The 11,646-nt window shown below is 70.0% G+C and carries 10 protein-coding genes; 3 read left to right on the forward strand and 7 right to left on the reverse strand.

What is annotated here, in order from left to right; genetic code table 11:
• The first annotated feature begins 309 nt into the window (after window positions 1-309).
• Window positions 310-2,025: a hypothetical protein gene (locus AC1RQF_RS16135; protein ID WP_273999322.1), complete on the forward strand. Its 1,716-nt coding sequence runs from the start codon at window positions 310-312 to the stop codon at window positions 2,023-2,025.
• 34 nt (window positions 2,026-2,059) lie between these two features.
• On the opposite strand, the gene AC1RQF_RS16140 is transcribed toward AC1RQF_RS16135, so the two are convergent.
• The 7 genes from AC1RQF_RS16140 to AC1RQF_RS16170 all read right to left on the reverse strand — a co-directional run bounded on the left by AC1RQF_RS16140 (window position 2,060) and on the right by AC1RQF_RS16170 (window position 7,956).
• Window positions 2,060-2,704 (reverse strand): alpha/beta hydrolase, encoded by a 645-nt coding sequence (locus AC1RQF_RS16140; protein WP_273999323.1) that lies wholly within the window; start codon window positions 2,702-2,704, stop codon window positions 2,060-2,062.
• A gap of 52 nt (window positions 2,705-2,756) precedes the next feature.
• On the reverse strand, window positions 2,757-3,074 hold the full coding sequence (locus AC1RQF_RS16145) for a (2Fe-2S) ferredoxin domain-containing protein (RefSeq protein WP_273999324.1): 318 nt from the start codon (window positions 3,072-3,074) through the stop codon (window positions 2,757-2,759).
• A gap of 99 nt (window positions 3,075-3,173) precedes the next feature.
• Window positions 3,174-4,316, reverse strand: a complete 1,143-nt coding sequence (locus AC1RQF_RS16150) for a VanZ family protein (protein ID WP_273999325.1) — start codon at window positions 4,314-4,316, stop codon at window positions 3,174-3,176.
• A gap of 25 nt (window positions 4,317-4,341) precedes the next feature.
• Window positions 4,342-4,983, reverse strand: a complete 642-nt coding sequence (locus tag AC1RQF_RS16155) for an ABC-type transport auxiliary lipoprotein family protein (protein ID WP_274004386.1) — start codon at window positions 4,981-4,983, stop codon at window positions 4,342-4,344.
• Between the two features lie 33 nt (window positions 4,984-5,016).
• Window positions 5,017-5,970, reverse strand: a complete 954-nt coding sequence (locus tag AC1RQF_RS16160; protein ID WP_273999326.1) for an MlaD family protein — start codon at window positions 5,968-5,970, stop codon at window positions 5,017-5,019.
• Window positions 5,971-5,989: 19 nt separating this feature from the next.
• Window positions 5,990-6,826, reverse strand: coding sequence for an ABC transporter ATP-binding protein (locus AC1RQF_RS16165; RefSeq protein ID WP_273999327.1), 837 nt, complete (start codon window positions 6,824-6,826; stop codon window positions 5,990-5,992).
• On the reverse strand, window positions 6,826-7,956 hold the full coding sequence (locus AC1RQF_RS16170; protein WP_273999329.1) for an MlaE family ABC transporter permease: 1,131 nt from the start codon (window positions 7,954-7,956) through the stop codon (window positions 6,826-6,828). Before AC1RQF_RS16170 ends, AC1RQF_RS16165 begins: the two co-directional genes overlap by 1 nt.
• A gap of 262 nt (window positions 7,957-8,218) precedes the next feature.
• Between AC1RQF_RS16170 and AC1RQF_RS16175 the strand changes: the two genes are divergently transcribed.
• Entirely contained in the window at window positions 8,219-10,285 is a 2,067-nt protein-coding gene (locus AC1RQF_RS16175) for a bifunctional 2',3'-cyclic-nucleotide 2'-phosphodiesterase/3'-nucleotidase (protein ID WP_492872463.1), read from the forward strand.
• An 8-nt stretch (window positions 10,286-10,293) separates the two neighbouring features.
• A complete protein-coding gene (locus AC1RQF_RS16180; RefSeq protein WP_492872464.1) occupies window positions 10,294-11,139 on the forward strand; it encodes a tetratricopeptide repeat protein in 846 nt (281 codons plus the stop codon).
• The last annotated feature ends 507 nt before the right edge of the window (window positions 11,140-11,646 follow it).

The following is an 11,646-nucleotide window of genomic DNA, read 5'->3' on the forward strand; positions in this document are numbered from 1 at the left end:
GGCGGCGCTTGGAACCTGGGCATTATACGTGGGGTTGCGAGGCGAACCCGGGCGTGCGGCGGCGCCGGCAAGCAGGCCGATACGCGTCGCGACGCGTATCGGTCAACATCGGCCGAGATTATTGCGCATCGAAACGAAGGGGCCGAGGTTCGGCCCGGCCGATCCGGCTGCCGGGCGAAACGCCCGGCGCACATCGGCGCCGCGCCGCATTGGCTTCGCCTGGGCGGCCGGCGGTTCGCGTGCGGCGACCTGCGCGCGCCTCGCCGCTGCATCCTGTCGGGATTTCTTCCAGACAAGGAACGATTCGCGATGCTCAAATCCCCCACCGCCCACAACGCCGTCCAGATCGATCGGTACATGCCGGCGGATTTCCAGCCCAACGCCAACCGTTCCGACGGCAAGCATCCGGTCGACAACGCCAAGGTCGCGCAGCGCAATCCGCCCGCGGGCACGGCGCACATGCTTGATTCGCTGACGCGCTACCAGGGCCAGGCGCGCGTGCCCCAGGCGCTGCGCTGGACCGCGACGACCGCCTTGCTGGCCGCGAAACAGGCGACTCCCAGGAGAACCACCCCGGAAGTCCAGGCGTCGGTGCTCAACGGCACGGTGTACCTGGGAACCAATGCGGCCTCGGACGCGGACACCTTGCTCAAGGCGCAACTGCACAAGATCATCAACAACGAAGCGGACCGCACGCAGATCGTCAACGCAACCAGGACGAAAGCCGAAGAAACGTCCCAGCTCGTGACGAACTGCGTCGGCCACGGCGCGGCGGCCCATGCCGCCCATGCCCATGCCGACGGAGAACTCAACGGGCTGGCTGAAAAATATGGACGGACCGCCGACGAGAAAATCTCGCTCGCGGCGGATGTCACGGCGCTCCGCACCGACGCGGAGCAGTCCGGCCGGGCGCTTCACGATCTGTTCGCCAATCAGAACGGGTTCTCCAACCAGAACCTGGACACCCACATGGGGCAGCTTGAAACGTTGAAATGGCAGCCCCACGACGAAGCCGCCACCCACCACCTCCTCACCCAGATTCGCGCGCCCGCCGCCGATACCGCGGCACTGACAAACGGCCTGGCGCAATTCCGCACGGCTGCGGCGACGCAACGCAGCCAGATAGAGAATCTCGCGGAAAAATATACGGCGCCCGGCGCGGACCGGACGGCGCTCGTGGCGACGTTGACCAAGGAACTCCGGGACGTGACGGGGGCCAAGCTTCGGGAAGACGCCCATGCCGTCCAACTGCCCAAGCTGCAGGAAAACGCGCGCATCAGCCAGCAGGAGGAGCGCCACCTGAATAAACTGCTCGCCTTCGTCAACGAACCCGATAAATTCAAGGCGCATCTCGACCGCGCGGAAGCCGAGATCAACGCGTCCACGTCCTCCGGCGCGTCGACCGATCCGTCGCACGGCCTGAACCTGAGCGCGGTCCAGCGCAATCGCGTCAAGCATCTGCTGACGCAGTTGCGGGACGCGCTGCGCAGCAGCGAGGCTGACGGCAAGATCATGATGGCGCCGGGACGGGCGACCGATTCCACGCGCATCATGCAGCACGCCGAACAGCGCATCATCGAGCACGTCCAGCGCAATCAGCCCGCGCTGGAAACGGAGGCCAGGCGGCAGTTCCACGAGCTCGAGGAGCCCGACGCCACCGCGCCGCCCCTCACGCCCGAGCAGCGGAAAATGGCGTCGACGAAGCCCATCGATCTTTACGTGGCGGGCACCAAGCCGCCCTGCGACGTATGCGAAACCACCGAGGTCAACCGGGACACCGTCGCGACCGAAGCCGTCGCGGCAAACCCCGACCACACGCCCAAGTTCGTCGTCACCCGCTTCGAGGACCAGGATTACAAGGTCGGCCCGCTGTTTCCGGGGCAATATGCCAACAGCGACGACACGCGTCTTTCACAGAAACTGGTCGATCACTTCGGCGGCGACCTGACTCAGTCCGATCTGACCCGGACGGCGCGCAAACGGGCCGATTCCGTGCAGGACGACGCGCCCCCGGCCGGGTCCTGAGTCGCGCGCATCGGGGCGGCGGCGCGAGGCGGACCTAGCGCCACGCCGCCACGATGATCCGCTTCAGCACATGCAGCTTGCGGTGAAAGAAATGCTCCGCGCCGGGAATGACGACCACGGGCAATTCCTGCGGCCGCGCCCAGTCATAAACGGCCGAGATCGGCACCGTCTCGTCGACCTCGCCGTGAATGACGACGGTATCCTCGGGCACGTTCGCGACCTGCCACCGGCTGGCCGCCGTCCCGACGAACACCATGCGCTCGACGGCCTGCCCGGCCCCGCGCAGCCGCTCGGCGACATGCGACAGCACGAAGGTTCCGAACGAAAACCCGGCCAGCACGAGCGGCATCTGCGCATACGCGCCCTGCGCGCGCATGTGCGCGATCACGGCAAGCAGGTCGTCCGCTTCGCCGACGCCGTTGTCATGCGCTCCCTGCGTCGCCCCGACCCCGCGGAAATTCGATCGATAGACCACGTACCCGAGCTGCACGAGCGTGCGCGCCAGCGTCTGCGCGACCTTGTTGTCCATGGTCCCGCCGAACAACGGATGCGGATGCGCGACGAGCGCGATGCCGCGCGGCGCCTCGCCGTTTTCGCGCACGGCGTCGGGCAGGTCCACGGCGATCTCGATCTCGCCGACCGGGCCGGCAATCAGGGACTTCTGCGTATGTACGTTCATGCTGCTGTCTCGTTCACTTCACACTCCACCACTCGAAACCCGCGACCCGCGCTCAGATCCGGAGCCGCTCCACCACCTGACCGTCGCGCAGGTGCGACTCGACGATCTCGTCGATATCGTTCTTGTCGACATACGTGTACCACGTCCCTTCCGGATACACGACCATCACCGGCCCTTCCTCGCAACGGTCGAGACAACCCGCCTTGTTGATGCGCACCTTGCCGGCGCCGGCGAGCCCCAGCTCCTTCACGCGTTTCTTCGCGTATTCCTGCATCGTCTGCGCATCGCAGTTCGCGCAGCTCGGGCGTTCCGCGCCCGCCTCGCGCTGGTTCAGGCAGAAAAAGACGTGGTGTTGGTAGTAGGCATCCATGATGTGGGCGATCGGGCGCGACGTCGGCGCCGGTAGAGTGGGAATGGTTGGAATTCGGGAACGCCCGATTATAGCGAGCCGCTCGCCCGCCCGCTGACGCTAGCCGCGCCGCCCGAGCCAGCCGCGCTCGATCTGCGTCGCGAGCCACAGGAGCGCCGCATAGGGCCAGCTCCACGCGAGCCAGTGCGCGATCCCGTTGAAATGCACATAGCGGCCCTGCCGCCAGTCGGACAGCGTGTATTCGAAAAACGGATCCACCGGCAGCAGGTTCACCAGCGCCACCGCCGCCGCCAGCGCGAGCGTCGCGAGCCCGACCCGCGCCGGCCGCCCGAGCGGCAGCGCGAGCCACGCCACCGCGAGCGCCGACCCCATCCCCAGCCACGCGCCGGGCGCGGCCCATTCGAAGCGCAAGCCGCCGCGCGCCTGCAGATACGCCGCCGCCGCCTTCAAGCCCAGCGCCAGCGCCGCGTAGCCGGCCAGCAGCCGCACGCGCGGCGCGTCCGGACGCATCGCGAGCGACGCGAGCAGCAGCGCCCCGGCAAGTCCCAGTCCCGCCACCAGCGCATCCCAGCCCGACGCGCCGAGCCAGCCGTCGAGCCGCTCCGGCCAGCGCGCCACCTGCCAGGCGGGCGGCAGCCAATCGAGCAGCGCGCCGCGCATCGACGCATCCGTGCGCGCCCACAGCGCCGCCGGCCAGTCGCCGAGCCCGTACAGCCAGGGAGAGGGAAACAACACCGCGAACGGCCACAGCGCCGCGATGAACAAAGGCGTCGACGCCTCCGCGTCGAACCACGCGTCGCGCACCCGCCGCAGCAGGCCGCGCTCGATCAGCGCGCCCGCCGCCGGCGCGGCGAGCAGCGCCCCCGCGAGCGCGCCGCCCGCATTGGCCGCCAGGTCGAGGTTGGACGATACGCGCGCGGGCAAGTAGGTTTGCAGCGCCTCCATCGCCGCCGACAGCAGCACGCCGAGGAGGCCCGCCGCGAGCACGGCGCGCGCGCCGCGCCAGCGCGGATACAGCGACAGCACCGCGAGCGCGCCGAACGGCAGGTAACCGAGGATATTGGTGACGACGTCGAACGTCGTCACGTAGCGCGGCATCGGCGCGAGCACGTAGTCGAACGGCCCCACGCCGAGCGAGCGCCATCCGGAGAACGGCGACAGCGACGCATAGACGATCAGCGCCGCGTACACGGCGAGCGCCTGCCGCGCGAGCGTCGAACGGCGGCCCGCGCCGGGCTTCATCCGGACCGCGCAGCCGCCGCGCCCGTCACGGCGCGGCCGCGTAGGTCTGCACGCCGAGCCAGGCCACCAGCTGCGCGACCAGCTCGTCGCTCGCGGTCGCCAGCGCGCGCGCGCCGCCCGCCGCATCGGGCGTGCTCGACGGCGCGCGCGAGACGAACGTGCGCTGGCTCAGCACCTTGCCGTCGCGCGTCAGCGTCGCGCGCGCGGTCACCGCCGCATGGCTTTCCGAGCGGCCGTCGAACACCTGCTCGAATTCGTCGAGCTCGACCTTGAGCACCGGCGCGCGCACGCCGTCCGCGCCCTCCAGCACCGTGCCGCGCAGCGCCAGCGCGCCGCGCAGGCGCTGCGTCAGCAACTGCGCGGGCGGCGCGGTCCAACGGCTGTCGCGGTAGGACGCGAGGCGCTGCGCGTCCGCATACGCGAGCCGGTAGTTGAGCTTGTCCGAATCGAGCACGTCGGGCGCCGTCACGTCGAGCACCTTGAGCGCGGGCCCGCTGCCCGCCGACGCGGCCGGCGTCGCCGGGCCGAAGTCGTAGCGGATGTTGCTCAGCGCGGCCGGCGTACCGGCGCAGCCCGCGAGCGCGAGCGTGAGCGTCAGCGCCGCGAGCAGCGCGGCGCCCGGGCGAGCCGGACGGCGAGGAAAAGGTGACATGACGTGTTCCTGCATTTCAAAAGACAAGGTTCTGTTTCCCACCGCCGCTCACTGCCCGGCGGCCGCGCCCTGCGGCCAGGCGAAGCCCGCCTCGCCCGGCCCCGGCGCCGCGCCCGGCGCGCCGAACAGCAGGCTGCGCGGATTGCGCCCGACCTCGCCCGCGACGTCCTTCAGCGTGCGCGACGCGTCGCTCACGTTCGTCGCCAGCGTGTTGAAGCGCGGCAGCGTGTCGTAGTGGACCCGGGCGTTCAGGTCGGCCAGCGTCTGGTCCATCGTCGACAACGCCGCGCCCGCCTGCTCGGCGGCCTTGCCGGCGCGGTCGAGATTCGCCGCGAGCGGGCCGCCCGGCGCGACGAGCGCATTCGCCGACGCGAGCGTGCGGTTGACCTGCGTGACCGTCTCCGGCATCTGCGCGACCGCCGGCCCGAGCTGCCGGGTCAGGGTGGTCACGCCGTCCGCCGCCTGCTGCATGCTCGCCGCGGTCGCGCGCAGCTGCGCGCGCATGTCGTCGGAAAGCATCGCGTTGACGCTCTTCGCCGCCACTTCCATCTGCCGCAGCAGCTCGTCGCCGCGCTGCTGGATCTGGTCGAACAGGCTCGGGTGCATCGGGATCTGCGCGACCGACTTGGTCGAGGTCGGCAGCGGCGACACGTCGCCGCCCGTGTCGTCGAGCTGCACGAACGCGATGCCCGTCACGCCCTGGAAACCCAGGCTGCCGAAGGTCGAGCGCGTGATCGGCGCGTCCTTGTCGACCAGGATCCGGATCACGATCTCGCCCGGGTGCGCCCGATCGAAGTTGATCGACTGCACCTTGCCGACGTCGAGCCCGCGATAGCGCACCGCCGCGTCCGGGAACAACCCGGTGACATTGGTGCGCGCGACCAGGTCATAAGGGATCCGCACGGTGCGGTCGACGTTGAACCAGAACACCGCGCCCACGATCGCGGACAGCAACCCGATCGTGAACAGCCCGGCCCAGAACGCATGTGACTTGTTTTCCATTCGGGAATTCCTTCGTCGTCTACAACTCGACACTCGACAGCGCCGGCGCGAGCGCGGCCTTCGGCAGCTTCGCACGCCGCTCGGGCGGCAACGCCTGCAGCGCGCGCCGGCCGCGCAGGCCCAGAAAATACTCGTGGATGAACGGATGATCGACGTTCGCGACCGCCTCGACGGGCGCGGCCACCAGCACCTTGCGGTCCGCGATCACCGCGACCCGCGTCGACAGCGCGACCATCGTGTCGAGATCGTGCGTGACCATCACGACCGTGAGGCCCAGCGTGCGATGCAGCGTCGCGATCAGCTCGACGAATTCGTCCGACGCCTGCGGATCGAGGCCCGCCGTCGGCTCGTCGAGGAATAGCAGCTCGGGCTCGAGCGCGATCGCGCGCGCGATCCCCACCCGCTTCACCATCCCGCCCGACAGCGCGGCCGGCATCTTCGACGCATGCTTGCACGGCAGCCCGACCATCTCGAGCTTCAGCATCACGATATCGTGCAGCAGGTCTTCCGGGATCTTGCCCAGCTCGCGCAGCGGCTGCGCGATGTTGTCGAACACCGTCATCGACGAGAACAGCGCGCCCTGCTGGAACAGCATGCCGGACCGGTTGCGCATGACCCGCGCGGAATCCGCGTCGATGGTCGCGTTGTCCTGGCCGAACACCTTGATGGTGCCGGACGTCGGCCGTTCGAGCCCGAGGATCTGGCGCACCAGCGTGGTCTTGCCCGACCCGGAGCCGCCGACGATCGACACGATCTCGCCCTGCCGCACGTCGAAATCCAGGTGCTCGTGCACGACGTTGCGCCCGTAGCGCTTCGACAGGTCGTGCACTTCGATCACGAGGTCGTTGGTCGCCATCAGCCGAGCCCCACGTTCTGGAACAGGATCGCGAACACCGCGTCGGCCAGGATCACGACCGTGATCGAGGTGACGACCGAGGTCGTCGTGCCCTCGCCGAGGCTCTGCGAATTCGCCTTGATCCGGAAGCCGAAGTGGCAGGCGACGAGCGCGATCAGCATCCCGAACACGATGCCCTTGCCGAGCCCGATCCACAGGTTCGCGATCGGCACCACGCCCGGCAGCGAGCGCACGAAGTAACTGACGTCGATGCCCAGCACGAGCTTCGCGGCGAGCGCGCCGCCCGACAGCGCGACGATGTTGGTCCACATCACGAGGAGCGGCATCGCGACGCCGAGCGCGAGCACCCGCGGCAGGATGATCCGCAAGCCGTGCGGGATCCCCATCACGCGCATCGCGTCGAGCTCCTCGGTGACGCGCATCACGCCGATCCGCGCGGTGATCGCCGAGCCCGAGCGGCCCGCGACCAGGATCGCCGACAGCACCGGCCCCAGCTCGCGGATCACCGACAGCCCGAGGATGTTCACGATATAGCGGTTCGCGCCGAACATCTGCAGCTGCTGCGCGGACAGGTAGCTGAGCACGATGCCGATCAGGAACGCGACGAGCGCCGTGATCGGCAGCGCCTGCGTGCCCGCGCTGTAGATGCTCGCGGAGAACTCGGTCCACGGCATCGTGCGCGGCCGGCGCAGCACCCCGAGCAGGTCGAGCATCACGCTGCCGAACATCGTGATCGCGCCGCGCAGGTGCTCGCCGAACTTGAACAGCGCGAGCCCGAGGCGCGTGACCGGCCCGGCGTGCACGACGGGCTCGGGCGGCTCGCGCCCCTCGTCGAGCCGCTGGATCCGCTCGAACACGATCCGCTGGGTGTCGGTCAGCGCGATGTCGGCGGGCAGCCGGTGGCCCCACACGCGCCACAGCGCCTGGCCGCCGACGTGGTCGAGCCGCTCGATGGCGGACAGGTCCCACTCGCGCACCGGATGGCGCGCGAGCCCGGCCACGCGGCGCGCGGCGCCGCCCCGGTCGCGATCGAGCGCGAGCGCGAGCGCCGTCCACTGGCCGGAAAGCCGCACGGTCTTGCCTTGGCTGCCGGTCTCGACCGACAGGCCCGGAGGTGTCTGGAAATCCAAGTGGCGATTCGGGACAGAACGATGACAGCGGCCATTGTAGCGAACCGGGCCATCCCGCGACGCGCCGATTTGCCCGGCTCCGGCCCGCGGCCCTGCCAGCCCTGCCAGCTGGCGCGCAGCTTCCGAACAGCCATCATGGCACTTTCATTCGGCCGTCATGTTTCCTTTCGATACTCTCACGCGCCGAATAGACGGCCGTCGGCGCCCGCGCGCCGCTTCTCTTTTCCGCACGACAAGACAGCACACAGAACAGGAAAATCCGATGCTCTTCCCGCCGTTGTCCCGCCCGCGTCTGCCGGCCGTCGCCGCGCTCGCGTCCCTCGCGTTCCTCGCCGCCTGCAACAGCGACGGCACCAGCTCGCCCGCCCAGCCGCCCGCCGCGCAAGCGCCCGCCGTCGGCACCAAGGCGACGGTCGCGGTGCTCGAGACGACCGACCTGCACACCAACGTGCTGTCGTACGACTATTTCAAGCTCGCGGCCGACAACTCGCTCGGCTTCGAGCGGGTCGCGACGCTGATCGCGCAGGCGCGCGCGCAGTATCCGAACACGCTGCTGTTCGACAACGGCGACACGATCCAGGGCACGGCGCTCGCCGACTACCAGGCGCTCGTGAGCCCGGTGTCGTGCGACCAGACGCTCGCGATCTACAAGGTGATGAACGCGGCGAAGTTCGACGGCGGCGGGATCGGCAACCACGAATTCAACTACGGGCTGCCGTACCTGTCGCAGGTCACGGGCAACACCTTCAACGTGGCCGGCATGCCGGACCCGGCGCAGCAGAAGAAGTGCGCGGGCCCGGATTTCCCGCAGGTGCTCGCCAACGTGGTGAGCGCGAAGACCAACGCGCCGCTGTTCCAGCCCTACACGATCATCACCCGGACGGTCACCGCGACGGCGCCCGACGGCAGCACCGTGAGCGCGCCCGTGAAGGTCGGCATCATCGGCTTCACGCCGCCCGCGATCATGAACTGGGACAAGCGCTGGCTCGACGGCAAGGTCTACACGCGCGGCCTGAAGGAAACCGCCGAGCAGTACGTGCCGGAAATGCGCGCGAAGGGCGCGGACCTGATCGTCGCGATCTCGCACGGCGGCCTCGACAACTCGGCGTACTCGCCGACGATGGAGAACGGCAGCTGGTGGCTGTCCACCGTGCCGGGCATCGATGCGATGCTGATCGGCCACTCGCACCAGGTGTTCCCGGATGCGACGAGCACGGTCGGCCAGTTCAACCTGCCGGGCGTCGACAAGGTCAAGGGCACGGTCAACGGCGTGCCGACCGTGATGGCGAACTTCTGGGGCAAGCACCTCGGCGTGATCAAGCTCGGGCTCGCCTATGACGGCAAGCGCTGGAACGTCGACAAGTCGCAGACCACGGTCGAGGCGCGCTCGATCCAGAACGCCGACAAGTCGTACGTGGCGGCCGACCCGTCGGTGTCGAAGGCGATCGCGACCGAGCATCAGGCGACCATCGACTACGTGAAGACGCCCGTCGGCCGCACCGACTACCGCATGACCAGCTACTTCGCCGACGTCGGCGATCCGGGCGCGATCCAGATCGTCAACGAGGCGCAGGCCGACTACGTGGCGACCTACGTGCAGGCCAACCTGCCGCAGTATGCGACGCTGCCGGTGCTGTCGGTGAGCGCGCCGTTCAAGAGCGGCTTCGGCGGCGGCAACGACTTCACCGACGTCGCGCCGGGCGCGCTCGCGATCAACAACGCGGCCGACCTGTACCTGTACCCGAACACCGTGTACGCGGTGAAGGTGAGCGGCGCGGACCTGAAGAACTGGCTCGAGACCGCGGCGAAGCGCTTCAACACGATCGATCCGACCAAGCCGACCGTGCAGAAGCTCGTCAGCGCTTTCCCCGGCTACAACTTCGACATGTTCACGTCGGCCGACCTGAGCTACGAGATCGACGTCACGCAGGCGCCGGGCGGCCGCATCAAGAACCTGCTGTACAAGGGCGCGCCGCTCGATCCGAACGCGCAGTTCATCGTCGCGACCAACAACTACCGCGCGAGCGGCGGCGGCAACTTCCCGGGCCTCGACGGCAGCAAGACGATCTTCGCGTCGCCGGATGCGAACCGCGACGTGCTGATCGCGTACATCAAGAAGCGCGTCAACATCACGCGCACGGCCGATGGCTCGGCGCGCAGCTGGCGCTTCACGAAGCTCGCCGGTTCGGTCGCGCACGTGCAGTTCGCGTCGGCGCCGAACCTGCTCGCGGAAGCGACCAAGGCCGGCCTGATCGGCATCACGCAGGTGGCGGCCGACGACGGCACGGGCAAGAGCCTCGCGACCTATGAAATCGACCTGACGCAATGAGGCACGCGATGCGCAACGTTGAATTCGTGACGATCGGCTCGCCGGCGGGCAGCCCGCTGCGGCGCCTGCTGCGCGCGCGGCTCGCGCCGCCCGGCATGCTCGCGCTCGCGGCGGTGCTCGCCGCCGGCGTGGCGGCGGCCGGCTGGACGGCTCGCGCGCCCGCGCCTGCCAGCCGCGCGCAGATCGAGGAATGGCAGGCGATGGTCGCCCAGGCGAGCGAGCCGCGCGCGCTGCAGAAGCTGCGCGAGCTGGCGCGGCACGGCTCGGGCGACGCGCAGGCGGCGCTCGGCGTCGCGCTGCTCGGCGCCCGCGAGCCGGGGCTGCGCGACGAGGGCTTCGGCTGGCTGGAGACCGCCGCGCATGGCGGCGCGCGCGACGGCAAGGCGCCCGCCAGCGCGCGCACCGCGCAGCTCGCGCTCGGCAAGGCGCTGCTGCTCGGCAGCGGCGTCGCGCGCGACTACCCGCGCGCGCTGGCGCTGCTGCGCCCGGTCGCGGCCGCGGGCGACCCCGCCGCCGGCTACTATCTCGGGCTCATGTATCGCAGCGGCTACGGCACGCCGGCCGATCCGGCCGCCGCCGCGCGCTGGTTCGAGCAGGCGGCGCGCCAGGGCATCCCGGCCGCGCAGTTCATGCTCGCGAACGCCTATCGCGACGGCAGCGGCGTGCCGCGCGACGAGGCGCGCGCGCTCGAACTGTACCGGCACGCGGCCGACCATGAGTTGCCCGAGGCCGTGCAGACGCTCGCGATGGCGTATCGCAACGGCGAACTGGGGCTCGCGCGCGACGAGGCCGAGTACCACGCCCAGTGGATCGAGACCGCGCACGCGCTCAAGCATCCGGTGAGCGCGCCCTGAGCCTGTCCGGGCGGCGCGTGGCGGCAGCGGCGAGCCGGGCGCCGGGAAAGCGCCGTGCCGGTCATGGCGACGGCGGCGGGCGGTGGGGCGCCGTCGTCGTCGAACCAAGGGTGGACATCGGTGGCCCGGTCGCGCGCGTCGCGCCGGCCGGCGCCCTCGACCATGAAGCGCCCCGCCTGTCGCTGCAATCCTCCGCCGACGCCTTGCACGCTCGGCGGGCGCGCGAACACGGCCTGCACGCTCGGGCCGCCCATGCCGAAAAGACATCGGCGGCCCGGTCGCACGCGTCGCACCGGCCGGCGCCCTCGACCATGAAGCGCCCCGCCTGTCGCTGAAATCCTCCGCCGGCGCCTTGCGCGCTCGGCGGGCGCGCGAACACGGCCTGCACGCTCGGGCCGCCCATGCCGAAAAGACATCGGCGGCCCGGTCGCACGCGTCGCACCGGCCGGCGCCCTCGACCATGAAGCGCCCCGCCTGTCGCTGAAATCCTCCGCCGGCGCCTTGCGC

The sequence above is a fragment of the Burkholderia sp. GW821-FHT14F03 genome (genome assembly GCF_058803765.1).

Excerpts from the sequence above, each read along its gene's own strand:
- AC1RQF_RS16165 (WP_273999327.1), bottom strand. The coding sequence starts at position 6,826 with ATGGCGACCAACGACCTCGTGATCGAAGTGCACGACCTGTCGAAGCGC.
- AC1RQF_RS16175 (WP_492872463.1), top strand. The coding sequence starts at position 8,219 with ATGCTCTTCCCGCCGTTGTCCCGCCCGCGTCTGCCGGCCGTCGCCGCG.
- AC1RQF_RS16160 (WP_273999326.1), bottom strand. The coding sequence starts at position 5,970 with ATGGAAAACAAGTCACATGCGTTCTGGGCCGGGCTGTTCACGATCGGG.
- AC1RQF_RS16155 (WP_274004386.1), bottom strand. The coding sequence starts at position 4,983 with ATGCAGGAACACGTCATGTCACCTTTTCCTCGCCGTCCGGCTCGCCCG.
- AC1RQF_RS16140 (WP_273999323.1), bottom strand. The coding sequence starts at position 2,704 with ATGAACGTACATACGCAGAAGTCCCTGATTGCCGGCCCGGTCGGCGAG.
- AC1RQF_RS16145 (WP_273999324.1), bottom strand. The coding sequence starts at position 3,074 with ATGGATGCCTACTACCAACACCACGTCTTTTTCTGCCTGAACCAGCGC.
- AC1RQF_RS16150 (WP_273999325.1), bottom strand. The coding sequence starts at position 4,316 with ATGAAGCCCGGCGCGGGCCGCCGTTCGACGCTCGCGCGGCAGGCGCTC.
- AC1RQF_RS16180 (WP_492872464.1), top strand. The coding sequence starts at position 10,294 with ATGCGCAACGTTGAATTCGTGACGATCGGCTCGCCGGCGGGCAGCCCG.
- AC1RQF_RS16135 (WP_273999322.1), top strand. The coding sequence starts at position 310 with ATGCTCAAATCCCCCACCGCCCACAACGCCGTCCAGATCGATCGGTAC.